General features: G+C 38.3%; 26 protein-coding genes and 5 pseudogenes. 7 read left to right on the plus strand and 24 right to left on the minus strand.

Going from position 1 to position 25,057, the window contains the following annotated elements:
- Positions 1-167: 167 nt before the first annotated feature.
- Positions 168-644 (minus strand): IS21 family transposase, encoded by a 477-nt coding sequence (istA, locus tag ArsFIN_RS09965; RefSeq protein ID WP_167876682.1) that lies wholly within the window; start codon positions 642-644, stop codon positions 168-170.
- Positions 645-926: 282 nt separating this feature from the next.
- On the opposite strand from istA (ArsFIN_RS09965), the pseudogene ArsFIN_RS26315 reads away from it, so the two are divergent.
- A pseudogene (locus ArsFIN_RS26315) lies at positions 927-1,085 on the plus strand (IS91 family transposase); the annotation flags it as partial.
- A gap of 185 nt (positions 1,086-1,270) precedes the next feature.
- Positions 1,271-1,750: a glutathione transferase GstA gene (gstA, locus tag ArsFIN_RS09970; protein ID WP_135677688.1), complete on the plus strand. Its 480-nt coding sequence runs from the start codon at positions 1,271-1,273 to the stop codon at positions 1,748-1,750.
- Positions 1,751-1,818: 68 nt separating this feature from the next.
- On the opposite strand, the gene pdxY is transcribed toward gstA, so the two are convergent.
- The 14 genes and pseudogenes from pdxY to ArsFIN_RS10040 form a co-directional block, all read right to left on the minus strand.
- Positions 1,819-2,682 carry a pyridoxal kinase PdxY gene (pdxY, locus tag ArsFIN_RS09975; protein ID WP_026823908.1) on the minus strand — a complete coding sequence of 288 codons (864 nt, stop codon included), beginning with the start codon at positions 2,680-2,682 and terminating at the stop codon, positions 1,819-1,821.
- 170 nt (positions 2,683-2,852) lie between these two features.
- Positions 2,853-4,127, minus strand: coding sequence for a tyrosine--tRNA ligase (gene tyrS, locus ArsFIN_RS09980; protein ID WP_026823907.1), 1,275 nt, complete (start codon positions 4,125-4,127; stop codon positions 2,853-2,855).
- Positions 4,128-4,243: 116 nt separating this feature from the next.
- Positions 4,244-4,897: a pyridoxamine 5'-phosphate oxidase gene (gene pdxH / locus ArsFIN_RS09985; protein WP_026823906.1), complete on the minus strand. Its 654-nt coding sequence runs from the start codon at positions 4,895-4,897 to the stop codon at positions 4,244-4,246.
- A gap of 35 nt (positions 4,898-4,932) precedes the next feature.
- A complete protein-coding gene (anmK, locus tag ArsFIN_RS09990) occupies positions 4,933-6,018 on the minus strand; it encodes an anhydro-N-acetylmuramic acid kinase (protein ID WP_026823905.1) in 1,086 nt (361 codons plus the stop codon).
- A 330-nt stretch (positions 6,019-6,348) separates the two neighbouring features.
- A complete protein-coding gene (sctE, locus tag ArsFIN_RS09995) occupies positions 6,349-7,524 on the minus strand; it encodes a type III secretion system translocon subunit SctE (protein WP_135677689.1) in 1,176 nt (391 codons plus the stop codon).
- Between the two features lie 368 nt (positions 7,525-7,892).
- Positions 7,893-8,171 (minus strand): hypothetical protein, encoded by a 279-nt coding sequence (locus tag ArsFIN_RS10000; RefSeq protein WP_026823775.1) that lies wholly within the window; start codon positions 8,169-8,171, stop codon positions 7,893-7,895.
- Between the two features lie 241 nt (positions 8,172-8,412).
- Positions 8,413-9,579, minus strand: a pseudogene (locus ArsFIN_RS10005) (type II secretion system protein GspD).
- Positions 9,576-10,604: a zonular occludens toxin family protein gene (locus ArsFIN_RS10010; RefSeq protein ID WP_026823776.1), complete on the minus strand. Its 1,029-nt coding sequence runs from the start codon at positions 10,602-10,604 to the stop codon at positions 9,576-9,578. The pseudogene ArsFIN_RS10005 and the gene ArsFIN_RS10010 overlap by 4 nt, the downstream one beginning before the upstream one ends.
- Positions 10,605-10,607: 3 nt before the next feature.
- Positions 10,608-10,895, minus strand: a complete 288-nt coding sequence (locus tag ArsFIN_RS10015) for a DUF2523 family protein (protein WP_135677690.1) — start codon at positions 10,893-10,895, stop codon at positions 10,608-10,610.
- 12 nt (positions 10,896-10,907) lie between these two features.
- A complete protein-coding gene (locus ArsFIN_RS10020) occupies positions 10,908-12,536 on the minus strand; it encodes a hypothetical protein (protein WP_026823778.1) in 1,629 nt (542 codons plus the stop codon).
- A 19-nt stretch (positions 12,537-12,555) separates the two neighbouring features.
- Positions 12,556-12,837, minus strand: a complete 282-nt coding sequence (locus tag ArsFIN_RS27460; protein WP_246067177.1) for a major capsid protein — start codon at positions 12,835-12,837, stop codon at positions 12,556-12,558.
- 2 nt (positions 12,838-12,839) lie between these two features.
- Complete coding sequence (locus tag ArsFIN_RS10030; protein ID WP_135677691.1) at positions 12,840-13,064, minus strand: hypothetical protein; 225 nt, start codon at positions 13,062-13,064, stop codon at positions 12,840-12,842.
- Between the two features lie 9 nt (positions 13,065-13,073).
- Entirely contained in the window at positions 13,074-13,367 is a 294-nt protein-coding gene (locus tag ArsFIN_RS10035; RefSeq protein WP_026823780.1) for a hypothetical protein, read from the minus strand.
- Between the two features lie 20 nt (positions 13,368-13,387).
- Positions 13,388-14,623, minus strand: a complete 1,236-nt coding sequence (locus ArsFIN_RS10040; protein ID WP_246067180.1) for a phage/plasmid replication protein, II/X family — start codon at positions 14,621-14,623, stop codon at positions 13,388-13,390.
- A 224-nt stretch (positions 14,624-14,847) separates the two neighbouring features.
- On the opposite strand from ArsFIN_RS10040, the gene ArsFIN_RS10045 reads away from it, so the two are divergent.
- Together ArsFIN_RS10045 and sseD are read left to right on the plus strand one after the other, a co-directional pair.
- Positions 14,848-15,048, plus strand: coding sequence for a hypothetical protein (locus ArsFIN_RS10045; protein ID WP_026823782.1), 201 nt, complete (start codon positions 14,848-14,850; stop codon positions 15,046-15,048).
- 541 nt (positions 15,049-15,589) lie between these two features.
- Positions 15,590-15,985, plus strand: a complete 396-nt coding sequence (sseD, locus tag ArsFIN_RS10050; RefSeq protein ID WP_135677692.1) for a type III secretion system translocon protein SseD — start codon at positions 15,590-15,592, stop codon at positions 15,983-15,985.
- A 181-nt stretch (positions 15,986-16,166) separates the two neighbouring features.
- Here sseD and ArsFIN_RS27465 read toward each other — a convergent pair.
- Positions 16,167-16,520 (minus strand): annotated as a pseudogene (locus ArsFIN_RS27465) (transposase); the annotation flags it as partial.
- Positions 16,521-16,606: 86 nt separating this feature from the next.
- Here ArsFIN_RS27465 and istA (ArsFIN_RS10060) point away from each other — a divergent pair.
- A pseudogene (istA, locus tag ArsFIN_RS10060) lies at positions 16,607-17,648 on the plus strand (IS21 family transposase).
- On the plus strand, positions 17,635-18,396 hold the full coding sequence (istB, locus tag ArsFIN_RS10065) for an IS21-like element helper ATPase IstB (RefSeq protein ID WP_135677409.1): 762 nt from the start codon (positions 17,635-17,637) through the stop codon (positions 18,394-18,396). The pseudogene istA (ArsFIN_RS10060) and the gene istB overlap by 14 nt, the downstream one beginning before the upstream one ends.
- Positions 18,397-18,455: 59 nt before the next feature.
- Here istB and ArsFIN_RS10070 read toward each other — a convergent pair.
- Positions 18,456-19,313, minus strand: a pseudogene (locus tag ArsFIN_RS10070) (IS91 family transposase); the annotation flags it as partial.
- 190 nt (positions 19,314-19,503) lie between these two features.
- Between ArsFIN_RS10070 and sseB the strand changes: the two are divergent.
- Positions 19,504-20,055 carry a type III secretion system translocon protein SseB gene (gene sseB, locus ArsFIN_RS10075; RefSeq protein ID WP_135677693.1) on the plus strand — a complete coding sequence of 184 codons (552 nt, stop codon included), beginning with the start codon at positions 19,504-19,506 and terminating at the stop codon, positions 20,053-20,055.
- 147 nt (positions 20,056-20,202) lie between these two features.
- On the opposite strand, the gene ArsFIN_RS10080 is transcribed toward sseB, so the two are convergent.
- The 7 genes from ArsFIN_RS10080 to ArsFIN_RS10110 all read right to left on the minus strand — a co-directional run bounded on the left by ArsFIN_RS10080 (position 20,203) and on the right by ArsFIN_RS10110 (position 25,052).
- On the minus strand, positions 20,203-20,460 hold the full coding sequence (locus ArsFIN_RS10080; RefSeq protein ID WP_135677694.1) for a hypothetical protein: 258 nt from the start codon (positions 20,458-20,460) through the stop codon (positions 20,203-20,205).
- A gap of 422 nt (positions 20,461-20,882) precedes the next feature.
- On the minus strand, positions 20,883-21,158 hold the full coding sequence (locus ArsFIN_RS10085) for a helix-turn-helix transcriptional regulator (RefSeq protein ID WP_135677695.1): 276 nt from the start codon (positions 21,156-21,158) through the stop codon (positions 20,883-20,885).
- 160 nt (positions 21,159-21,318) lie between these two features.
- Complete coding sequence (locus ArsFIN_RS10090; protein WP_338023272.1) at positions 21,319-22,155, minus strand: hypothetical protein; 837 nt, start codon at positions 22,153-22,155, stop codon at positions 21,319-21,321.
- The gene (locus ArsFIN_RS10095; RefSeq protein WP_034250065.1) at positions 22,152-22,583 is read right to left on the minus strand and encodes a hypothetical protein; all 432 of its coding nucleotides are present in this window, start codon (positions 22,581-22,583) and stop codon (positions 22,152-22,154) included. The genes ArsFIN_RS10090 and ArsFIN_RS10095 overlap by 4 nt, the downstream gene beginning before the upstream one ends.
- The gene (locus ArsFIN_RS10100; RefSeq protein WP_026823653.1) at positions 22,564-23,613 is read right to left on the minus strand and encodes a zonular occludens toxin domain-containing protein; all 1,050 of its coding nucleotides are present in this window, start codon (positions 23,611-23,613) and stop codon (positions 22,564-22,566) included. The genes ArsFIN_RS10095 and ArsFIN_RS10100 overlap by 20 nt, the downstream gene beginning before the upstream one ends.
- A complete protein-coding gene (locus ArsFIN_RS10105; RefSeq protein ID WP_026823654.1) occupies positions 23,614-23,955 on the minus strand; it encodes a DUF5455 family protein in 342 nt (113 codons plus the stop codon).
- Positions 23,955-25,052 (minus strand): hypothetical protein, encoded by a 1,098-nt coding sequence (locus ArsFIN_RS10110; protein WP_051297125.1) that lies wholly within the window; start codon positions 25,050-25,052, stop codon positions 23,955-23,957. The genes ArsFIN_RS10105 and ArsFIN_RS10110 overlap by 1 nt, the downstream gene beginning before the upstream one ends.
- Positions 25,053-25,057 lie beyond the last annotated feature (5 nt).

Here is a 25,057-nt window from a genome sequence, read left to right on the forward strand (position 1 = left end):
CTGCTGGCTTCTCTAACGTTGTTCCATGAATTCGCTGATGGGCAACGCGTTGTAACCATGGACCCACTTTTGCATTAGCTATTTCAATATCCAGTTCAAGATTATGAGCACGAAGGTCGGTGTTTAATGGCACGATAAAGCTGTTTTTAAATAGTGGTTAAAGCGCTCTACTTTCCCTTTCGTTTTGCCCTGTAGGGCTTGCAAACCTTCAATTTAAACCCGTAATCTTTCGACATTTGAAGCATTTCGACATGTAATTTATGAGCACCTTCTGCATAAGCATCCCGTTCGATGATGAGGGATTTTGCGTTATCACACAATACTTCCTGTGGTACACCACCAAAGTAGTCGAAAGCTTCTCTTAAACCTTGCTGCCACGATTCTGCTCGTTCATTATCAAAGAACTTTACATAACTCGCACGCGAATAGCCTAGCGTTGCAACAAACGCTTTCAGCGATTTTTTACCTCGCCGGATGCTGGTGAAGTCGATTTGCATTTGTTGACCTGGCTGTGTTTCAAAACGGACGACTACTTCGGGAACAATGCTTGGTTTAAATTGACAAACAAATCGGCGTAATTGAGCAATACCACCTTGATAGCCGTTTTCAACTACCTCATCAAATAAGTTGCAGGGATCAATCAACAGTATTTAGCCAGTTCAATTCCTTGAAGCAAATAAGGTTTAAAGGGGATAATTTAGTCGGTTGTTGACTTCTTTTAGCATAAGTTGGCATTGTCTGTTGTTGTAAAATGATGTTTTACGGTTAGCTGGATATACCCAACTCACTGGCAATTTTTCGAAGGCTTTGTCCTTGTGCAAAGCGAACATGAATATCCACAAATATCTCCTTGGTTAACATAAATTATCCGTACAAAAATGTGCGAATAATACCAAGTGGATCAGTTTTAGATGATCGGTGACACCCTTATCAAAGGTTTTTTAAATACTGACCCGTACCAATGTATTTTATGTGGAAACCGATTGCGGTTTATGAGTGCGGAAAAAGGAATACACGCCGTCACTTTACTGTCAGAAAGGCGGGATAAAATGGTCAAAAAACGATGGTTACAAACCGCAGCCTAGGAGCAGTGTGCCTATTATTAGGCTTTTAGATGATAATTTAACCGAATTAATGTTCTCATGGTTAATCAACGAGAAAACTGTCAGAATTTAATAGAAATATTGAGTTCAAAACACCTCCATTAATGCCTTACTGTATTGATTGAGATTCCTAACCATGTACCGAGAAAGAAGCGGATTTTTATACTATTAATCCTAAAGGCCAGGTACCGGTATTACAGTTAGATAACCATGATATTTTGACGGAAAATGCGATTATTTTACAATATATTGCCGATCAAGCCGCAGGATTAAATGATAAATTAATCGCACCCATGGGCAGCTTGCAACGTTATCATCAGCTAGAATTAGTTAACTATATTGCAACGGAATTACATAAAGGTTTTAGTCCGCTATTTTCTCCTTTAACGCCAGATAATTACCGCGAGATAGTGATAAAATCCTTGATCACAAAATTCAGCTATATGGAAAATTTGTTGGTTAAGCGGAAATTTATCTGCGGTGAACACTTTACAATTGCTGATGCTTATCTTTTTACTATTTATCGTTGGGCTACAGCCGTTAATGTGGATCTTAGTCAATATCAACATCTAAAACAGTATATTGAAGAAAAAATTAGCCCACGTAAAAGTGTACAAGAAGCATTAACGGCAGAAGGTTTAATCTAAATTGGTTTTTTATTTTTTGCTCTTCAAGTTTACATTAATTCGAAGAGCAATATCATTCGATAACAGGGTTAATCAAGCTGTACTGCTTTAAAGTAATGAGTAGGATTTACCATCTTATCTTGTGCTGCAATCAGTTGTAATTCATATTGTTTCATTGCTTTGGTTTTTAACATCACTTCATAAACCGCAGCGGCGACGTGCTCTAATGCGCTAGATAACGATTTACCGTTTAATAAATTGACTAGCAATAAGCCACTGGTTAAATCGCCAACCCCAACCGGTTGCTGTTTACCAAAATCAATTAGGGGCCGACTAATATGCCAGCAATGCGCTTCGGTCACTAATAACATTTCAAAACAGTTGGTATGATAACCAGCACGACTAAGATGTTTTACTAAAATGGTTTTAGGGCCTTTTTGACACAATTCTCTCGCCGCTGATAGCGCTTGCTCCACATTAGTAATCGATTTTCCAACCAATGTTTCCAGCTCTAACAGGTTAGGCGCCATTATGTCGCAGATAGGTAAAGCTTCATTACATAAAAATTCAGCTACTCCCGGGGTCACAATACAGCCCTTTTCAGCATGCCCCATCACCGGATCACAGAAATACCAAGCAGCAGGATTTGTTATTTTGGTCTGTCTAAAAATATCAACAATTGCTTTTCCTTGTTCAGCAGAACCAATATAGCCCGTCAGAACCGCATCACAATGTTTTAGTTTATGGATTTTAGCAATACCGTTAACAATATCCGTTAAATGTTCAGAGGACATGACACTACCTATCCATTGTGGATATTGTGTATGATTAGAAAATTGAACAGTATTCAGCGGCCAGACATCAATTCCCAGCCGTTGCATGGGAAAAACCGTGGCGCTATTACCCGCATGGCCGAAAACAACATGCGACTGAATTGAAAGAACGCTTTTCATATACCACTCATTTATTTTTATTTTTTAATAATCGTTGCTGTTATAAAATAAAATCATTACTAGCTAAATATGTAATTAACATGTTAGTAATTAATCTAATAAATTCCAATAAGTTGATCGCTACGTTGGATAAATCTTAATATGATTAAATTTACGCTGCGGTACACGCATTATTGCCAATTAACTAAACAGTAATGTTTTTTTCCACGCCTAATTAAAGAATAGCGACCAAATAGGCGATCTTCAGCAGTAAAAATATATTCAGGATCAACACATTTCTCGCCATTAATCGCCACCGCCTTTGAGCTTATCATCGTTCTTGCCTGGCCGCGTGAAGGAACCAATTTAGCCTCGACTAATGCCTGCTGTAAATCTGCCCCTGAATTTAATTTGATCATCGGCATGCCATCTTGCGCTAACTGGGCAAAATCTGCTGCGGTTAAAGCAGCAATGGTATCGGAAAATAGGCTTTCTGTGATCCGCTTAGCAGCCTGTAAGCCCTCATCGCCATGTACTAACTGGGTGACTTTTTCCGCTAATACATACTGCGCTCGCGGCGCTTTACCACTGTTTTGATCTTCTTCTTGCAATGCGTCAATTTCTTCAATTGGCATAAAAGTAAAAAATTTAAGAAAACGATAAACATCCGCATCGGCGGTATTCACCCAGAATTGATAAAACTTATATGGACTGGTTTTTTGCGGATCTAACCAAACTGCGCCCGCTTCCGTTTTGCCAAATTTAGTGCCATCAGATTTAGTAATTAGCGGTACCGTTAGACCAAAAACTTGTTTTTGAAATAGACGACGAGTCAGATCAATACCTGAAGTAATATTGCCCCATTGATCAGAGCCACCTATCTGTAATTCAACATTATGTTGATAGCAAAGGTTAGCAAAATCATAAGATTGCAGCAGATTATAGGAGAACTCAGTAAAAGAGATACCTGCATCATCGCGCTCAAGACGTTGTTTAACAGCTTCTTTATTAATCATTTGATTAACTGAAAAATGTTTGCCAATATCGCGCAAAAAGGTTAAGACATCCATTTGACCAAACCAGTCATAATTATTAACGACCTTAGCGCTATTGTTACCACAATCAAAATCAAGAAATGGCGAAACCTGTTGACGAATTTTTTCAACCCATTGCTGCACCGTTTCGCTAGTATTTAATTTACGTTCAGTGGCTTTAAAACTGGGATCGCCAATTAAACCTGTTGCCCCACCCACTAAAGCTACCGGTTGGTGTCCCATCTGCTGAAAACGCTTTAAACATAGCAAAGGAACTAAATGCCCTAAGTGCAAGCTATCAGCGGTTGGATCAAAACCACAATAGAGTGTCACAGATCCCTGGGATAGTTTCTCTATTAATGCCTTTTCATCCGTCAACTGGGCAATTAAACCCCGCTCTTGCAATTGTTCAATTAGGTTCTTGCTAACCATCAATAACTCCATCAATTTTTTTATTTCGTCAATTTTGTGGATAAATATAATATAAATAAGCGCAATAGAATAAAACGCTAGTCAAATAAGTGCCAGTTAAAAATCATTTTTTCCGATTAAGGCGCCAAGCGATCAATTTGCCAATGATCTTGTTGCCATTGATACAAAAATCGATCATGTAGCCGTTTAGTACCACCTTGCCAAAATTCAACACTGTTAAATCTGACGCGATATCCGCCCCAAAAACTAGGTAAAGGAATTTCACCATTTTTAAATTTTTGTTTTAATTCAAAAAATTTATTTTCTAATAGGCTTCTAGCCGAGATTTTTGCCGATTGCCGTGAAACCCAGGCCGCTATTTGACTATCTTTTGGTCGACTTTGAAAATATTTTATTACCTTAAGTGGGGAGAGTTTTTCTGCTTCACCCAGGAAACAAACCTGTCGCTCTAACTGATACCAGGGAAATAGCAAACTGACCTTATTGTTATGGGCAATATGTTGTGCCTTGCGACTCGATAAGTTGGTATAAAATATGAGTCCATCTTTATCATAATGCTTGAGTAATACAATTCGTTGATAGGGTTGTCCATCGCTATCTACCGTCGCAACACACATGGCTGTCGGATCGGCTAATTTTGCTTCATACGCCTGTTCTAACCAACGCTCGAATAAAACCAATGGATCGTCGGTTAAATCCTTACGCCTTAAACCCCCTTGAGTATATTCCCGTCTTAAATTAGCAATATCCAACTGATTTTTTTCTGCCATTTTTTTGCCTCTGTCTTATTATGATGGATAGCATGTTATACATTATTGGCCGGGTAAATTGCGCCTAATATGGTTTCCTGGCTAGCACCAGTTACAGAGGGTAAATTGCCTGGCATACTCGATAAGGTACGAGCTGCTAACCACGCAAAGGCTAAAGCTTCCATATTATCACCACTCAAACCATATTTATCTGTCGTTGCCACCACAATATGGCTTAATAATTCGCTTAAGCTTGCCATAAGATAGCTATTTTTAGCGCCTCCACCACAAACCAATAAGCAATCGACCTGATCATAAAGTAAAACTTGATCAACAATTGAACGGATGGTTAATTGCGTTAATGTCGCCTGGACATCCTGTGCCGATAAACTTATGTAAGGTGTTAGATATTTTTGTAACCAAGCAGCATTAAAATATTCTCTACCCGTACTTTTTGGTGCTGGCCGCTTAAAATAAGGATCCGCTAACATATCAGCCAAAAGCAACTCATTAACCTGACCCGATCGCGCCCAATCGCCATTATTATCATAAGGTTTATTTAAATGTTGATTGGCCCAGATATCCAACAGCATATTTCCTGGTCCGGTATCATAGCCTTTAATTATTGAATTCCCAAATAAAGTAGTAAGATTTGCGATGCCGCCAATATTTAAAATAATGCGATTTTCATCTGGATGGCTAACTACCTTATGATGAAAAGCCGGTACTAAAGGAGCTCCTTGCCCACCATACGCCATATCCCTACGACGAAAATCACCTACTACGGTGATGTTAGTTAACGCAACAATTCTATTATTATCGCCTAATTGCATAGTAAAAGGCTTTTGGCCAGTAGGTTGATGCCAAACGGTTTGCCCATGACACCCTATTGCGGTAATCTCTGTGGCCAGTAATGATTGCTGTTTCAATAGATAATTGATCGCATCAGCATATAACGTGCCGAGCTGATAATCAATTTCACCTATTGTTGCTAAAGTGACCGCTTGACCTTGACATATAGACAAGATTTGTTTTTTTAATTCCATAGGAAAGGGAAAGGCAATCGCACCTAACTGAACCACATTTTGGTCATCAATTTCTGCCAAAACAACATCAACCCCATCGAGGCTTGTACCTGACATAACACCTATTATGCGAACCTTGATGGTATATTATGGAATATTAATCTAGGAATAATCATTTTATTGTTTTATTGATTTGGTGTGAAATTAAAAAACAAACAAAATATCGCTAAACGATTCGCTTGTCTTCGACCCTCAAACTACTCAGTCGCTTTATTTATCGTAAAAAGATGGCTTAGCAGGAGCGCTAACGCGAGGGTTCATTGCTACCCGATAAGTCCCTCCTGGCTTCGGCGGTTTTCCATTCAGTTATCTTTGTGATTTCAATCTGCCGCCTTCCATGTCCTGACGGACATTTTAAAAATATTTGTTACTAAGAAAACTAAATTACTAAACAATCGAGCTAGCAATACGTGCCTGTAACATCCCTGTCTCACTTATGTTTTTACTAGCGCCTTCCAAACTATCGGCTTGCTTATCTACAAGATTTTTAAGCGTTTTTTGTTGCTGTTCTTTCATTTTATCATACCAGTCAAAACAAAATTCAAAGAAATTCTGCTCAAGCATTAACTCTTCAATCTCTTTTTGAAGTCCAGCTTTATCTAAATAAATACTTCCTTTAGCAATAGCTAGACCACCATTAGTCACGCCATTCAAAATGGTAGCACCTGCTTCTATAGCGTTTTTAGGTGATTTAAGTTTTGTAATATAAGGCATTATTTCACGAACAAACATCTCATAAAATTTCTCAGCGAGTGCCTTCATTGCTTTAAAACCTTCCTTTATTGAGTTCTTTAAAACTGCTTGAGTTAATTGGGGGATCATCTCTTTTAAAATAATTTGTGTTCCTTTCATGATCCCTCTACCCAACGTTACTAATGCTCCAGCTTTGCAAACATCTAAAATAACTGCACCAACTTCAAGTACTGTTTGCACGTAAAATGCTGCATCAGCAACTTTTTGCCACATTTCTTTATCACCTATACCAAAATATATTGCTGTTTCAGCAATAGCTTTGACTATACCTGCCACACCCGCGGCGATATAAACTGGACCTGCGGGTTGTCCAAGACAAGTCAACACCGCGCCATAAGCTATTTCAGCCACACCAACTATCCAATCGAAAAGAACTAGCCATTTATTTTTTTCGGATTGCTCAATTTTTTTTGCCAATTCTTCTTGAAATGCCTTAACGTTTTGATCACGTAAAAACGCTTGAGTATCCGTCATCAATTTACTAGCCTTAGCGACTGAATTAGCAGTATCACCGAATATCTTTAAACTAAGAGTTGATGAGAGTAAAAATAAATCGTTAATTGACACTTTCTCGATATTTTTTAGAGTCAGATTCTCTGTGTTGTGGAAAACAGTTAACACCCTTCCTAAAGCCTCGTCTGCCTGCTGATAGGTGATTTTCCCGGTTTTCTCACCTACCATATTTAATAATATTTCATTCGGTATAGGAGATTGCGGTAACGGTGATTTAATCACAGGAGCATTATTAATAATACTGAGCTCTTGTCGCTCTGGTGAAGAAATAGATGAAAAAACATTTATATTATTCATGAAATAATAGCCCTATTAATTTAAGTCAATTTATATCTTAATTATACTTATTGATATTCAATATCAGGTATTATACGTAAAGCTTACGATTGTGGTATAGTCACAGCCCCTCCGATTTACATACTGCAACACCATTGTATATACCAACCGATAATAACCTATAGCTGTTCTGTGATTTTTTTAATTGTGGGGAAGCAGAAATAAAAGCCCGCCATAAAGTAGCGGGTTTCCTGATGGTGTGATGCGACTCAAAATCAGAAGTGGCGGTATTTACGATTAATTTTAGAAGTTATAACCTAATACCGCATCGATATTATCTCATCGAATAAAATACCCTAGGTGCGTTAAACACCTAGATTGACCATCTTTTATGTCTTACAAATGCGTTGCTGGCAATCATACAAGGCAAATAACACCAATCGAACATGAAATACCGTTAATAATCCCGTTAATGAGGCTGGCTCAAATTTCATTCTGGATTCTGTTATCGTCTGTCTCACCACTTTATACGCCACTGAACGCAACACTGAGATTTCTTTTTGTGGAATGCCAAAAGCAAATAACAATGCCGTTTCAAACTGTACTGGCGTTAATTCAGGAAAAAGATTGCGTAATTCCGGATATTGAGTAGGATCGAACACAGTCATATAGACCTCCAGTCAGGTTTATGTGATAGCTGTATAGTCAGATCGAAGTCTGGCTATACAGCGCTAAAACAACTTAACGCAACAAACAACATGTAATACAACAAACCGACGTTTTATTTTCTTACCGGCTACGTCGGTTCGCCTCTTCAGACAGGCCGCGTTCCTCGCTAATGCTGTGGTACGCTGCCTGCCTTCATCGCTGAACCTTCTTCACCTGCAAAATCACTAAAATATCAGTTTATTATTTTCTGCCGACGCCCCGTAAACCAGCCCTTCGGCAAAATGAAAATCCGGTATCGACTTCAGTCACTTTATTCTCAGCCAAACCGCCTAACAAAATAATATCGCCATCAGCAACGCTCACTTGCGTATTGACCTGACGTTTAATCAATGTTGGACTATTATTGACACCTGTTTCAGTTTTGGCAAAATTTGATAACTACTGGTCAATGGTTAAATCTACACCCTGTTGCCGGATTTGCGGACGTACATTTAATATAACCCCACTGGAACGATATTCTATTGACTGCACAGGCTTATTATCAGAATAACTCACCTTACCTAATACAGGCACATCAGAACCAACAGAAAATGATGCTTGAGCTCCATTCTTCACTCTTAATCTAGGTGAACTCACCACATGAAAACGGCTATCCGTACGAAATAATTCATATAACGCATCTAATGAACCTAAATTAAAACGAACAAAATTATCAAATCCGGCTTCTTTACCGATACCAATATTAAATTTACCTGAAACCAGTTTGGCCGCCAATGCCAAACCTGACCCGTTACGTTCAGCAGTTTGCACTTCAAAAACATAGGCAGAAACAATAACCTCATCCGTCACAATATCAATTTTAGGTAACAATACTTTTAATCGGGCAATATCGGCTTTAGTACCATAATAAACCAGTACATCGCCTGTCCGGTTCAGAAAATCCGAAGCCGTCCCCGCCCCGGTCTTTTCGGGTGCGATTTGCCCCACTGAAATACCACTACGAGGCGAATTAAAATTACCGTCAAACTGGCTGCGTAATAAATCCGATAAATACTCTACTGAGCGATAACGTGGCTGATAAACATAGGTTTCCATGACTACTGTGGGTGTTTTTGGCGTAAAGGAAACTAAATAATCAATCCCATTACGTTCATGAATGGCAATCTGTAAATTATTTAGATAGCGCTTAATGAAAGCCCGTTCATCAATTTCTGGCGTAATACGAAAGGTCACTTTACGAGGGTCATTGATTAATTCTGGTGATAGCATGAAAGGACGCTCAAAAACATACCTATACAAGACATTCAACGCTTGCGGTAAAGGCACGTTATCCAGTTCCATCATCACGCCTTTAGCCATTAATAACGGACTTACCGCTAACAACACCCCTATCCATGCCCTTTTCATTTCATGCCTCCCGAATAGGTTGTGACAACGTCACCATCAATGTTGCCCGTCATCCGCAAACCATAAAAACGAAATTGAGATAACGGCTCAAGCCGGATTTGCCCCTGCTGATTAAGTAATACCACCCATGCTTGCCCTCGCTGACTAATTTTGCCCGCAATACGCCATTGACCGGATAAATTTTGCGCCGACGAATTTTGATGTGATTTTTGAGTAGTCACTGATTTATCAACTGATTCAGAGATAGGCCGATTTTTGGGCGTAATCCCGTTACCACTAAAGAATTGATAAAGAAAATAAACGGAAACAATAACCAGTAACAACAATCCTGATGTTAATAACCAGAATTTAGATTGATTAAAAATACTCTGACGTTTATCCACCACCTGCTCTTGTCCTTGCCCCCCTTCATAAGAATGATAAAGTGGAAAAATCGCCTTGTCATAACTGCACTGATAGGATGAAGTGCGATTATTTTTAAACAGTTTAATCCCTGAATAAACATCGACCCGATAGCGATTTCGTAACCCTAACGCCACCAGTTTGGTCATTCTGTAAGTCGTCTCAATCCTATCTTTGATAAAACACGGTAAATTAGCCACCGACTGATTTAATACCACTAAATCACAGGTAAAACCTTCTGTATTAACAAAATGACCATGCTCAGCTATAAATGAGCGATGTTGTTGCGGTATCCTGTTGTTTTCCCAAATTCGCCACGCTTCATCAATGCAAATCAAATCACCCGCCTGACAAAAAGTGTCTTCTGCAATACCCGTTTGTGTTTTAAATGGGAAAAAATCAGCCTCTTTAACCTGTTCATTATCAACGCAGATAATTTCACCTAATTGAGACTCATCGGCTTTCTTTTTATCAAGACAATAAATCCTGATTTTTTCTGCTGAAATACCGTAGATATTCGTCACAATCCGGCGACCTTTCATAAAAGCGGGAATAATAACATTGCAAACCACTTCATAGGATTTACCGCTTCTTGGGATACCGACATAAGCTGAAATCGCCATACATCACCCTATCACCGGAATACGGCGCACAATAAAGCGGGTCAGATAAGCCGAAATCACAATCTTAATCCCCGTTATCACCGCAAACAAATTCATAAAATACCAGACACTATCAGGAAGTTGACCAATCAACTCCGGTAAATTCGTTGACGTGGGTAATAAAGCTAACAAAACAGGAACAAATTCAGTGACCACTAAAAACAGCGCTGAAAATACGATAAATTTAATGGTCAGCGTTCTAAAAACAAACCCTAATAAAAAATTAAATGCAGACACAATCAAGGCATACATCACTTAATCCCCTTAAGAAGACAATACAATCCGTAATCCCAGAAATGACCAGATAATCATTGAAAACAGGGTTAACAACCCACGAATGCTTTCAAACAAGGTACAATGAGCATCAATGACAAAACGCTGCTCAAACACCTCAAAAGTCGCTACTGGGCATGACGCTGTCCGTTCCGGCAAATTGAAATTTTCCAAAAATGGAAAAAGATGCTGCAATGGCGATAATATTGATTCTGCCGTCGGTGAATCTAAATCCGGCTCATTATTATCGGGATGTGATAAATCGGTTCCTTGCCCGTTACCTGTTGAGCCAGAAGATTGACCAGAATGTGAAGCAACGCCTGAAGATGAACTGACACCCGCTTGACGGGTTCCTGATGAAGGAAAAATATTAACCGCACTGCCTAAACTACTGGCGCCAGATTTACTATTAGCATTGCCTTCATTAGAAGGAATTGCATCATTTATGCCCGTACTACCCGAATATTTAGTTGAATCTGTCTGTGTTTTTGGACGCTCCCCACGATAAGAGCAGTTATGAACCTCGGTAAAACCACTTTTCCAAGTACAATCATTTAATTTACCTGTATCAAAAGCCTCATAAACGGCACGAGATGTACTCGGCTTGTACCCTTCTGATGTCCGCACATATAAACAACCATATTTTTGTAAATAATTATTCCCCATAAAATTAAAGGTATTATAAAATTTGAATGGCTCTTTACGAACAACAGGATTGCCCGAATCGTCATAACTTGTCACATTCTGATACGTTGGATAGACAATATCAGCACATTCTCTTTCACTGGGTGAAATAAAATCAGATTGCCCCGAAACCGGATTATAAACGTGTTGAACAGGCGGGAAATCTGAAGATGATTCTAAAACCTTATTGACATTTGGTGATTGCCCCGAAATTTTATTATCACTTTTTTCTTTCTCATTATCTTTTCCATTTCCATCTTCTACCGTTTTTCCTGTCGGATTCCATTTAGCATAACAAGTGCCCGACTTTTCACCACAGAGCAATACATCATCATTAGCAATATATTCACAACCATCAACATTGGCATAATAATTACTACCCACTTTTTTTGTATAAAATGAACCCGATATCGAACTTTTATTCATGCAAACTTCTTCCGGCGTTTGTAAATCCTTATTATTATTTTCAGTATCAGAAACCGTCCTTTTAATCTCACCGATAACGGATGCTTTTAACCAAAAACTATCACCGTAAGAATCAACAATTTTCTCAGTCGGAGAACCATCATAAAAACACTCGCTAACCTCAAATTTAAATTGTGAATCAGGGTAAACTTCAGCATAAATAGATTTCATATTATCGAATAAATTATGAGCAGATTGTTTAGCCTCACTACAAGCCTGCTGCTGCATAGTTAAATCAATATATTCAACACGTTTAAGCGTTCCGTCTTCACTCTTAACATCTTTTGATTTAGAAATAACATCGATATCAAACGTACTTTTATCCAAAGTCTCCCACGTTTCAGCATAAGCATAAGACGTTAAAAACAACAATATCAATCCAACCCTTGTATGACTGCCCAGGCGCATAACAGCCCCCACAAAAAACACAGAAAATAAAATCCGATTGTCAGCATCGATATAAAGGGGCATTAATTTGCCCCTCTCCTTGTTACGCACCCCGTACCATACGCAAAACCCACTTAACGCCCGCCATGCCTGCATAAACGGCAATAAGACCACCTGCAACCGCTAAAATACCCGTCATGACAGAATTGAAATTAAGGGAGTTCGTTAATTGCGTGTAATCAATAGCCGTACTTGTCCCTGTCGCTGCTTCGGCAAATGACATTGCAGAACTAAAAGCACCGAATAAACCAATACCTACACTTAAATATAAAGTGCGCAGATTAAGTTTGTTAAAAAACTTATTTAAACTTAATTTAGTCAACATAATTAAACACCTTTCATCATATTAATTACTGCACCCAGACCCTTGGAAAATAACCAAAGACCAATTACCGTGGTAAAAGGAATCCCCCAAAATTGTGCCGCGACTGAATAATCAATATTAAGGAGTTCCTGATATGGCAACTCTTTTACCGTCAGTTCAATTACTTGGCAGTCATTCATGACTTTTGAGCAAATCTTACCAACAATATTATTTTCCTGAGCAGCCATAGCCATTACCTATTCCACTAGATCGAGAAACATTTCAACGTTATGACCCGTTAAGGGTTGCCCTGTCTGCTTATCGTGATATCTAAACGAACGCTCAAAACCGGAAATACGGCAAACCAATTCATTCACTTCTGAATCAATCGCCCCCACACGCCGTTTAGAACGAATTTTGACTATAGGCGGTTTAGAATAAGGGTCAGGTGCGGGTAAAATAACGGTGGTATAAACATGTCCATCATTAGACGTACTGACACGGGTCACTTTTCCACTAATTACCGTTTGATATAAGGGCAATGCAGCCATAATGGTTCACCTTTCTTGATTTAAGCGTTTGCAACTTGTTTAAATGAATAAATATTATTTTGACGTTCAAAAACACTCACAGGCTCGACATACCAGTCAGGACGCTGTTGTGCAAAATCAATATTGATAACTTTATAAAAAGGAATGACGTTAGATTTGTCGCCCGTGAGATTTTGTAATTGTGATTTACTGATGCCAATATCGGTTAATAAGATTAAATTATTATAAAATGTTCTTTTTGCCAGAGAATTAAAAACATTTAAATAACCCTCATTCACTAAACGACGATAAAAACCAAATATCCGTTGCGCTTTAGAGTATGAAATGTTGCCTTTTGGCGTAGTAGAATAATAATGTGATTTTAATCGTTCAAAAATATGTTCATCATCATAAATATTCATTTCCATTCCCCTCAATGCCGTCAGCAAATCATCAAAACTTTTCATCCACAGATCGTAAATTAAATTAGCCCCATCACGTTCATAGTGTTGTTGATAAAGACAAAGCGCCGAAAAATTAATCGGGATCTGATTATCTTTTAAAAACCGTTTTTTCAATCGCCCTTCTAACCTCAACAGGTTATTGGCAAAATCCGTCAGGCGTTTATCATTTAAAATGGCAAACTGATTAAGCAACACCTCATCATTGGGATTAACGCGTAATTTTCTTTGTATTTCACCCAAACGTTTTGCCAGTTCAAACGCTTTATAATAAATACACAATTCCCTATGTTTAGAGCCACGGTTAAAATAGACGGTTGATTCATAATCGTTTGATTTCGTGGCTTTGGTTTGTCCATGACTGATATTTTTGAAATAGGCAATCACCTGTTTACAAATACTTTCCGTCGGTAATCTTACTGATAACGTTGTATGAAGCTCAGAAACTTCGGTATTCGTTACGTCTAACAAATTAAAAAGATGTGGCATAGAAGCCGCTAAATTAGTGATTAACTCCAGACCACATAATGCAATATTGGTTGAACCAAACACATTATGCCCCTGTAAGAGCTTGGCAGGTGAAGCCTTAAGATTGACGCGCGGGAAAATCAAATGAGTTCCCTGATAAATCTTCATGCCCAAACTGGCAAAATGCGTTGGTAACGATTCAAAAGGATGCGCTAATCCCTGAACAGATAAATCGCCTTTTATTTCAAATTCCACATCGCGAGCAGATAGCCGAATACCGCTTAATTTAGCAATCTGCATAAAATCGATAGATCCTCCGCCATGATCCTTATCACGAGACGTTCTCATCACATACTCATCTTTAAATGGAATCTGAAGCTCAAGAAGATCAATCATGAATAAAGTCCTGTTCTGCTTTCAGCTAACTATATTTCAATATGTCAACATTTAAACATGTCGAAATTATTATTTTTAGATATAAACCAAAACAGACAAGTAATTAAGTAAATTTGTAAACATGAAAAATAGTAAACATGTCGACATAATATAAAGACTAAAAAATAGGAGAAAAAATGAGCAGAAAACAAATTGCTTTCACAGAAGCAACACACATGAAAATCGAAAGAGCGGCATTAGATGTATCAATAAAAACAGGAAAAATAGTCAAATGGACTGATGTGGTACATTTTATGGTAGAAAAATACCTAGAAGAGGCAAAAAAAGATATGGTTCATAATGCGATAGATAAAAGAGAAAAAAAACAACCAAAATAAAAGTTATTATCGACATCAAAATTGAGTAAAAGTATAAAAAGCATACCAAAACTAAAATGTGCAAATGTTAAAAAAATGAATTAATAAAGAAAAAATTAAGTAAAATAATGCCAAATTGGCACAAGAGTACATAATTTTAGTACATAATTAAAGAGTCATGCACTCTTAATTACGTAACATTTAATTAACAAATGACTAATGTAAATGGAAATTGCATTTACAGAAAATAACCCTGACTTCATCGTTTATACCCTATTTAATTTATACTAAACAATTCCGGTATTTAACTGATTGATCGCTTTTGAATATTAGAAGATAAAGAAGTTTAAGTTAACCAAGTACAAGCAAAATTATCATATATTTTGTTTCAATATTTCATGAAAAGGAAAATAATAATGGATAATATTCAATCAACCTTACACGATACAAATTCAATAACTCAATATAAAACATCGTCATACAGTGATGGTATGGAAAGCATTTCTCAAATCAACGAACTGATGATGATGCTAACTGAAATGCTAAAAAACTCCGTAACACCTTGCAAGACTTTAACCAGAAACAGCAAGAACTAGAATGGAATATCCAAGTTGCCTCAATGGATAAAAAACGTGAAGGAATAGATAACGCAAATTCTGCAGCAAAATGGTCAGTATGGGGACAAATAGCTGCAGGAGTAGTTGGTCTGGCAGGAATCGGAGCGGGTAAATATTTGGGCTCAGCTCAAATTGGAGGACAAATTGGAAATAGTTTAGGTCAAAGCACTCAAGGTATTACACAAATACAATCGGCTAACGACACAAAATTAGTAGAACTAGATAAATTGACAGGAGAACTTCAAACAACCAATGCGCAAAATTACGCAAAAAATACTAATGATTTAGCAGACAAAATTCGGCAAGTTTCTGAACAAATGAGAGCTTTTACGAAGATTTAGTTGAACTCCACAGTCGAATAAGTTCAAGGTTAGGAATCTCAATCAATACAGTAAGGCATTAATAGAGGTGTTTTGAACTCAATATTTCTATTAAATTCTGACAGTTTTCTCGTTGATTAACCATGAGAACAGTAATTCGGTTAAATTATCATCTAAAAGCCTAATAATAGGCACACTACTCCTAGGCTGCGGTTTGTAACCATCGTTTTGACCATTTTATCCCGCCTTTCTGACAGTAAAGTGACGGCGTGTATTCCTTTTCCGCACTCATAAACCGCAATCGGTTTCCACATAAAATACATTGGTACGGGTCAGTATTTAAAAAACCTTTGATAAGGGCCCCAAACCCAGGTTTTTCAGGCACATTAGGAGATATCATGTCTAACGCCTCATACACCTTCGGTAATAAGCACCCGCGTTTGCGATTGGCTAAAAAACCGTAATAACGGATCATCTTAAAATGTCGCGCAGGGATATGACTGACATAACGCCGTATCATTTCTTCTTGGGATAAGGTCTGTCGTCTGTATTGTTGTCACCGATCATGCAAAACTGATCCACTAACGATCATCTAAAACTGATCCACTTGGTATTATTCGCACATTTTTGTACGGATAATTTATGTTAACCAAGGAGATATTTGTGGATATTCATGTTCGCTTTGCACAAGGACAAAGCCTTCGAAAAATTGCCAGTGAGTTGGGTATATCCCGTAACACCGTAAAACATCATTTACAACAACAGACAATGCCAACTTATGCTAAAAGAAGTCAACAACCGACTAAATTATCCCCCTTTAAACCTTATTTGCTTCAGCGAATTGAACTGGCTAAACCTGATTGGATCCCTGCAACAGTCTTATTTGATGAGGTAGTTGAAAACGGCTATCAAGGTGGTATTGCTCAATTACGCCGATTTGTTTGTCAATTTAAACCAAGCATTGTTCCCGAAGTAGTCGTCCGTTTTGAAACACAGCCAGGTCAACAAATGCAAATCGACTTCACCAGCATCCGGCGAGGTAAAAAATCGCTGAAAGCGTTTGTTGCAACGCTAGGCTATTCGCGTGCGAGTTATGTAAAGTTCTTTGATAATGAACGAGCAGAATCGTGGCAGCAAGGTTTAAGAGAAGCTTTCGACTACTTTGGTGGTGTACCACAGGAAGTATTGTGTGATAACGCAAAATCCCTCATCATCGAACGGGATGCTTATGCAGAAGGTGATCATAAATTACATGTCGAAATGCTTCAAATGTCGAAAGATTACGGGTTTAAATTGAAGGCTTGCAAGCCCTACAGGGCAAAAACGAAAGGGAAAGTAGAGCGCTTTAACCACTATTTAAAAAAACAGCTTTATCGTGCCATTAAACACCGACCTTCGTGCTCATAATCTTGAACTGGATATTGAAATAGCTAATGCAAAAGTGGGTCCATGGTTACAACGCGTTGCCCATCAGCGAATTCATGGAACAACGTTAGAGAAGCCAGCAGATAGATTAGCTAAGGAAGTTAAGTCTCTTCTACCCTTACCAGCAAGGGTTTGCCAATCTATCCCACAGACTAATACGCTTAATATCCCTATCGTACCGCCCCTTGAATCTGTCAGTTTGCAACACTCAATCAGCGTATACGAAGCATTACTGGGAGGTGAACATGTTATTGCATGAACAAATTGAACACCTGTGTGAGTCATTGAAATTAAATTCTATTCCGACTCATTGGTCATCACTTGCCGAAAAATGCATTGCCCAAGACAAAAGCTACGGAGAGTTTTTACTGTCCCTGTTAAAATGTGAGCAACAACAACGAGATGAACGAACTCGTAATCTTTTGAGTCGGATGGCAGGATTCCCAGCACATAAAGAACTTAATACGTTCGATTTTAAGTTTGCAACGGGGATCCCCAAACAACACATACAGGAATTAAGCGCATTAACGTTTATTGAACGTAATGAAAATGTCGTGTTGCTTGGCCCAAGCGGTGTAGGCAAAACGCATTTAGCTATTGGGTTAGGATTAAAAGCAGTACAGGCCAAGAAGAAAACCCGCTTTACCACGGCAGCTGAACTGATGTTGCAACTCTCAACTGCCAAACGACAAAATAAGCTCAAACAATATCTATCACGTTCGGTGATGGCCCCGAAGTTGTTGATTATCGATGAGATTGGATACCTGCCGTTTGGGCGAGAAGAAGCAAACCTGTTTTTCAATGTGATTGCCAAGCGTTATGAGCATGGCAGTGTCATATTGACGAGTAACCTATCATTTGGGCAATGGCCAAGTGCTTTTGCTGATGACGCAACATTAACTGCCGCTATGCTTGATCGTTTACTTCATCATTCGCATGTACTGCAATTAAGCGGTGAAAGCTACCGATTGAAAGATAAGCGGCGCTCAGGAGCAATAACTGAGTAAAACAGTGGATCAATTTTGATTGATCGGATTTAGATAAAAAGTGGATCAGTTTTCGGTGATCGTTGACATTGTTGGCTGTGGTGGTCATAGTAATGATGAACCACGGTGCCGCCGCTGTAGTGTTTCAATTGAGAAGCGGAGATAGGGGGACGTTTAAGATAACGGCCCAGATATTTCACATTATGCCAGGCCCCGCGTGTCTTTTTGGCAAAATGTACTTTCCAATAACGTTGAAACTGGGCATTGAGGTAACGGCACTAGGTCTGATAATTGCGAATGTGCCCGAAGCCAGGTAATTTATTGGGTTGTAACTGAAAATAGTTATCCCTAAGGAGTCGAATGACCGCACTGCGCCAGACCTTTTCAACGTCTTTCTTTTTAAAGAAAATCGGTTTCCAGGTGTCATATTGAGTGAGTCCCCCACGCGTGACGGATAAATGAATATGCGGATGTTGATTGAGTTGGCGACCGTAAGTATGCAGCGCACAAAAAATGCCAATTTCGAGGCCTTGGCGCTTGGCGTTTTTGAGCATGGCGCGGGTTGCACAGCGAAAGAGTTGGTTGAGCAAGTACCAGTTATTGTTAAAAAAAGGCCAAAGTAGGTGAGGCATAGTGAGGGTAATATGTTGCCATTCGCAATCCGGCAAAATATGGCGCTGCTGGGCAATCCACTGTTCGGTGCCTTTGAGGCCACACGCACTGCAGGCTTTGGATTTACAGGTTTGACAAAAGAAGCGTGAATGAGAGCATTCAGGTGAAGAACAGCAATAACGGCGAACGCCCATAGCGCAGGTGCTGCAGGCGAGCATCTTTTCGACAGAGAGTAGTTGCCATTCATCTACGTGATTATTTTCGATGAAAAGGTTCCATCCGTCATCGTATTGAAATAGCAGTTTTGCAGGTCTGGGGATGTACATAGAGCAGAGTATAAAAGACGAGAAGGGAATTGCCTAGAAATAGAGCGCCTTTGCCGCGATACTCACGCCAAAGGCGTGCTTATGTTCTTCCATTCGCCATTAAAATTGATTTTAACAATAAAAATTCGTTATATGTATTTTTTAAAATGGAAAAAACCAAAATAACCTTTATAAACCATGGAAATAAATTATGATTAATTCGCCAGTAGGATCATTTAACAGTAATGCTATTTGGGGATCATATAATAATGGATATAGCTATAACCAAGATCCTATATTATCTCAAGGCATAGAAGTATTATTTACATTCATGGAGTTACTAACAAATTTAGCTCAATCAAAATTTAATGAAATGCAAAATAAAGCGAATTTTTCAAGAGATTCGCAGGAAATGGCTAACCGAGTTGATGAAATCATCGCTAAGGTAGCTAAGGAAGGCGATAAAGCTAAAGAAGAGATTCCTGACGATGTCAGAAAATTTATGGAAAAAAATAATATTACTGTTGACAGAAAGAACATCAATGATTACGTTCCAAAAGGTCAAACTTTAGATCAAGGTCAACTAAATGCTGTTAAAGCTGCTATCAAAACCGTATCAGATAGAGCATCTGATTTTGTTTCTCAATCACAATTACAAATTCAAAAAGTCATGCAGAGCTATAACATAACAGTTAGCTTAATTAATAGCATGCAAACTATGATAGCTGAAATGAACAAATCAATCGCGCAAAATATCCGCTAAAAACTAAATAACCACAGGTTCGCACAATGGCGTTATGTGTAAATGGTCGCCGTCTGCGAAGAGATATTTTCGCAGACGGCTATTCAACATAACGGTGTTATATATTATGCGAACCTTAAATTACTTCGTCAGAAAATTAAATGATGATTAATTATATTGACAACCACCTCTAGCGTGACAACGTTTCCATTCATCACTTCCAACATTAGGACCTGTGGCCGGATCATCACAAACTTTATGAATAGCACACCATTCTGGAGATCCTACAGGTGGTTCTTCAGCTAATGCAACGCCAAAAAAACTAAAAGAACTCAACAAAAATAATAACCGTATAATCATAAATCTCCTTAAATCAATTAATTCAAACTGATTACGACAAACTTTCACAACTTCTTTTGTCAGCATTAATTATAGACCAATATATTCAAAGAAACTGAGTCATAAAAATAGTTAAAAGTTCTTTTTTCTTCGCCCCTTAAGCGCCTTAGTTGCTTTAGCTACCGTAAAAAGATGGCTTGGCAGGAGGCGCAAGCGCAGGGTTTCCTGCTACTCGATTAGTCCCCCCTGGCTTCGGCGGTTTTCCATTCAGTTATCTTTGTGATTTCAATCTGCCGCCTTACATGTCCTGACGGACATTTTAAAACATAAAAAAAAGCCCGCCATAAAGTAGCGGGTTTTCCTGATGTTAGTGTGATGCGACTCAAAATCAGAAGTGGCGGTATTTCATGATTGATTTTAGAAGTTATGATCTAATACCCAGTCAGTATAAAAAATGACAATAAAGATTACACCCTACAAAATGTAGGGCACTTTAAAGAAAAAAACGGCTATTTTCTCTTTGGCAAGGTACATTGATAAAACGCGAACAAGACCAAACGGATATGAAACGTCGAAATAAGATTACTCAATGAATAAAACTGAAATTTATTCTTAATGTCTTGTAACGTATCTCTTACCACCGGATAAGACACATCACGCGCCCAGGCAATCTCTTTTTTGGTTAATCCTAGAGCATATAACATTGCCGTTTCAAACTGCACTGGCGTTAATTCAGGAAAAAGATTGCGTAATTCCGGATATTGAGTAGGATCGAACACAGTCATATAGACCTCCAACTTAGGTTTATGTGATAGCTGTATAGTCAGATGGACGTCTGGCTATGCAGCGCTAAACAACAACTTAACGCATAACAAACAACATTTAACAACTGACTCCAACCATACCCCATCAGGCTGCGCCTGCTAGGGTATGGCCTTCCGTCAGTTAAACAACATTCAATACCCGTGCTCTAATCAGAATATACATCACCGTATTATCCTTCGTATCTGACCGGGCATCGAACAACCAACCTATCAACGGAATGGCAGAAATAAAAGGAACCGAAGAAGTGGAGTTAACCGCATTATGCTGGATTAAGCCCCCTATCAACAACGTATCGCCATTTTTCAACTGAACCGTCGTATCAATTGAGCGTTGATTAAAAACAATATCCGTTGCATTGGAAATATTTGAAACACTGTCCGCTTTTGATTTCACCGTTAACATGACACTGTCACCATTTAACACTACCGGTGTGACATCAAGCGAAATCCCTACATCACGTCGCTCTATGGTCTGAAAAGGATTTTTAACATCAACACCCTGACCAATAATTTTACCCGTCACAATCGGCACATTCTGACCGGATAAAGTCAAAATACGTGGCACAGATAATAACTTGCTGTGCTTATCACCTTGCACCGCCGTTAATGCCAAACCTAAAACATTGCCTGAAAAAATACCAAATGACCCACCGCTACTGGACAAAATATCGCCAAGCGTAGTCGTATTTACGCCCCCTACCACCGTTGACCCTGATTTTTTCCCTACGCCAAAAGAAAAATTAAAATTACTGCCGTCAGTGGTTTCAAACATAATGCTTTCAATTAACACTTGCGTTCGTTGTATATCAATAGACGGCACAAAAGATTGTATCTGCTTATGATTCTCTACCGTTGTCGTCACAATCAAACGATTATTACCCTCATCAATCGCCACCTGGCCGCCTGAATAAGGTGACGATTTCAGAAAGATATCAATAACGGAAAAAATATCTTTCACCAGAACATGATGAAAAGAATAGGTTTGCGTTTTTTGCGTAAAAAAATGTCCCGTTTTGGTTCGGGATAATCCGGCAAATAATTCAGGCTTGACCCTTCCGGCAATGGATTCTCTAACGCCTTATCCAACGCAGAAATGCCATAATTGCCTTGGTGACTTTTGGTAATAATCACCGGATTACCGGGACTAACTTCATAACCTCTTGAAGCCATCACTGAAACAAAAAAAGCGGGTAAATTTTCAGGGGAAATATCAGAATTATAAACGGTAATTTTTTCATTAAAATCATTAGGAACAATCACCCCTTTACCCGTTTTTCTCGAATACCAATCCACAAATTCAGAGATTGGCACATTGGTCATGGCAATTTTTTCAGCAAACGTATTTAATGAAAATATCAGGATAAAACTAACAAGACACCAGCGCATTTTTTCCCCTCCCGTATATTCTCATTTTACAGGCACTCATCACTTCAATATTGTAACCTTGTTGAATAAGTTCACCGGATTCAATCATTTCATTATCCATTAAAAATAAAATCCGTGTTTCATCACCTAATAATTTAAATGATTTTATTTTTAATTTATTTATTTCAAATTGCTTAACTAGCTGTGTTTCTAATATTTCTTTTTGAGGATGATGAATAAAAAAATAACCGATAGAAATACCCAATAAACCGCCTAAAATTAATAATCTTAATTTTGAAAAACGTTTTAAATAAATACGTGTTAATCGCATAATTTTACTTAACGTTAAAGGTTGTTGATAGCGACCATAAATAGAATAAGGCGGTAAAAGACAATAAACACCCTTATTATAAAAAGAAGAAAACTGTTGTTTGGTATCATAAGCATCATATAAATCTGTACCACGATATATCCAACGTTCAACAACGGGCGATTGAATATTATCGCCATATTTAACTATGCCTAAATGAATTTTTGGCGCGGATACTTTGGCTCCAAAAATAATACTCAATAGTGACCCAATCAATGGAATAGTAAAGCGGTCAAGCCGTCGACAATAAACCACATGCTCGGCTAACGCTTCTCTAGCCTGTTTATCCACTAATGAAATATTTTGCACTAAAAAAATAATATCCCAGCCTAATTTACGGGCATGTAAAAACCAGTCTAAAACAGGCTGACGGCTTTTATCATTCCAGCTGCGGGTATTTAACCAAGTGCCACATTCATCAAGCACTAATAACCCATTTAATTTTTCATCATACGTCTTATTACCACGACCAATAACATTTAAATCAAATAAGGTCGGTTTATCGGGTAAACGATAAATCATTATTTTCTTCGCCATTTTGCCAACAGCGGGCATATTATGGGGTTTTAAATCGATATTTGTTGTCACCGGACAACCCTTTATTAATTTATCCTGAATCTTCGCCACGGAAATTAATGATTTTCCGGAGCCTAATGCCCCTGTAACAAAATAAACCGCCATTTATAAAATCCTATGGGCATAATTTAAAAGCCTTTCTTTTAAATCAAATAAAAAAACCACAATTCGGGTTGACATAATAGCAATAATATAAGCATGAAAATTATCGGGTAAAATCGATGTCATTAAATGGGAAAAATCAGTCGGTAAGTACGTCACTGCAATTTCAATAAAATAACCATACGCAGTTATCATTGTAGTGAGAATAAGCGAAACTAAAGCAGTAACAATTAATCCCGTTCTCGTAATTAATTTAGTCAATAATAATGCGATATAACTTAATGCGAGAGGAATAAAACCCGTTAAATAGCGTAATACTGCCGCAAGTCCTAATAATACTGGCATTAATCACCTCCCTTACGTAACAAAGAGGTCAACGAAGAAAAAACATACCAAAATGTTAATGCCGTCATTACCCACGAAAGTAATGATTTTATTGCGGTTAACTTATCGCACCCAATTCTGATTTCATAAACGTCATCCTCAAAAAGAATAAAATCAGAACACCCCTGACCATTAGGAAAAATAGACACATGACTAAAAATTGAACGCCAAAAAGACCCCTCTTTAATTTCTAACGGACTGGCAATCTTAACCGCTGTATCAAATACCGATTCTCCCTGACCGTATAAAGTCGTATCAGGATCAGCAAAATTACCCGCCCCTCTTAATAAATTATCAAACGACCCAGAAATACTTTTTAATGATTCATCGGTTTTTTTAGTCGCCTCTGAAGTATCCTTACCACTATCATATTCTTCAATTAACGATTTTTTTAACGCTATTTCTACCGCAGAAGCGATATCATCCTCGTCATCTGAACCATTACCACCCGAACCACCGCCGATACTACCGCTTCCTTCATTCCCGCCGGAACCGCCACCCGAACTACTGCCGCCCTCATTCCCACCAGAACCCTCACCCGGATTACCTCCATGACTGCCAGAGCCATTACCTGCACCTTCTTCAACAACTTTACCCGTCGGTTTCCAATCCGCTGCAATAGTACCGTCACCACCACCAACAATTACACCCTTGGCAATATACTGACAACCCTCAAAATTGACATAATAATCACTACCAATTTTATAAGTATTAGAATAAGTCTTTGCTTCTATCGGTTTTGCCAAACAATCCTTTTCATCATCCTTACCCCAATAAAACGTAATACCCCATTTAACATACACAAGCTCTTTACTCGCAGAAGGCACCTTACAACTCTTATCTAACTCATATTTAGTTTGATACCCTTGATTTACAAAACAATCTTTAACACTCTCATAAAAATCTAAAGCCGCATCTTTCGCTTCCGCACATAGCCTGACAGCGCTTTCTTTTTTAGGATCCCAAATAACTTCTAACTCATGATAAGATGTTTCCCACTCAGCATGAGCAAAAAAGGAAATTGAAAATAATAAAAAAATATAAGGCCAGTTGTTCATAAATA

The organism is Arsenophonus nasoniae, assembly GCF_004768525.1.
Classification (GTDB): Bacteria; Pseudomonadota; Gammaproteobacteria; order Enterobacterales; family Enterobacteriaceae; genus Arsenophonus; species Arsenophonus nasoniae.

Excerpts from the sequence above, each read along its gene's own strand:
- pdxY (WP_026823908.1), bottom strand. The coding sequence starts at position 2,682 with ATGAAAAGCGTTCTTTCAATTCAGTCGCATGTTGTTTTCGGCCATGCG.
- tyrS (WP_026823907.1), bottom strand. The coding sequence starts at position 4,127 with ATGGTTAGCAAGAACCTAATTGAACAATTGCAAGAGCGGGGTTTAATT.
- pdxH (WP_026823906.1), bottom strand. The coding sequence starts at position 4,897 with ATGGCAGAAAAAAATCAGTTGGATATTGCTAATTTAAGACGGGAATAT.
- anmK (WP_026823905.1), bottom strand. The coding sequence starts at position 6,018 with ATGTCAGGTACAAGCCTCGATGGGGTTGATGTTGTTTTGGCAGAAATT.
- sctE (WP_135677689.1), bottom strand. The coding sequence starts at position 7,524 with ATGAATAATATAAATGTTTTTTCATCTATTTCTTCACCAGAGCGACAA.
- ArsFIN_RS10000 (WP_026823775.1), bottom strand. The coding sequence starts at position 8,171 with ATGACTGTGTTCGATCCTACTCAATATCCGGAATTACGCAATCTTTTT.
- ArsFIN_RS10010 (WP_026823776.1), bottom strand. The coding sequence starts at position 10,604 with ATGGCGATTTCAGCTTATGTCGGTATCCCAAGAAGCGGTAAATCCTAT.
- ArsFIN_RS10015 (WP_135677690.1), bottom strand. The coding sequence starts at position 10,895 with ATGTATGCCTTGATTGTGTCTGCATTTAATTTTTTATTAGGGTTTGTT.
- ArsFIN_RS10020 (WP_026823778.1), bottom strand. The coding sequence starts at position 12,536 with ATGCCCCTTTATATCGATGCTGACAATCGGATTTTATTTTCTGTGTTT.
- ArsFIN_RS27460 (WP_246067177.1), bottom strand. The coding sequence starts at position 12,837 with ATGTTGACTAAATTAAGTTTAAATAAGTTTTTTAACAAACTTAATCTG.
- ArsFIN_RS10030 (WP_135677691.1), bottom strand. The coding sequence starts at position 13,064 with ATGGCTGCTCAGGAAAATAATATTGTTGGTAAGATTTGCTCAAAAGTC.
- ArsFIN_RS10035 (WP_026823780.1), bottom strand. The coding sequence starts at position 13,367 with ATGGCTGCATTGCCCTTATATCAAACGGTAATTAGTGGAAAAGTGACC.
- ArsFIN_RS10040 (WP_246067180.1), bottom strand. The coding sequence starts at position 14,623 with ATGAGAACGTCTCGTGATAAGGATCATGGCGGAGGATCTATCGATTTT.
- ArsFIN_RS10045 (WP_026823782.1), top strand. The coding sequence starts at position 14,848 with ATGAGCAGAAAACAAATTGCTTTCACAGAAGCAACACACATGAAAATC.
- istB (WP_135677409.1), top strand. The coding sequence starts at position 17,635 with ATGTTATTGCATGAACAAATTGAACACCTGTGTGAGTCATTGAAATTA.
- sseB (WP_135677693.1), top strand. The coding sequence starts at position 19,504 with ATGATTAATTCGCCAGTAGGATCATTTAACAGTAATGCTATTTGGGGA.
- ArsFIN_RS10080 (WP_135677694.1), bottom strand. The coding sequence starts at position 20,460 with ATGCTGACAAAAGAAGTTGTGAAAGTTTGTCGTAATCAGTTTGAATTA.
- ArsFIN_RS10085 (WP_135677695.1), bottom strand. The coding sequence starts at position 21,158 with ATGACTGTGTTCGATCCTACTCAATATCCGGAATTACGCAATCTTTTT.
- ArsFIN_RS10095 (WP_034250065.1), bottom strand. The coding sequence starts at position 22,583 with ATGCGCTGGTGTCTTGTTAGTTTTATCCTGATATTTTCATTAAATACG.
- ArsFIN_RS10100 (WP_026823653.1), bottom strand. The coding sequence starts at position 23,613 with ATGGCGGTTTATTTTGTTACAGGGGCATTAGGCTCCGGAAAATCATTA.
- ArsFIN_RS10105 (WP_026823654.1), bottom strand. The coding sequence starts at position 23,955 with ATGCCAGTATTATTAGGACTTGCGGCAGTATTACGCTATTTAACGGGT.
- ArsFIN_RS10110 (WP_051297125.1), bottom strand. The coding sequence starts at position 25,052 with ATGAACAACTGGCCTTATATTTTTTTATTATTTTCAATTTCCTTTTTT.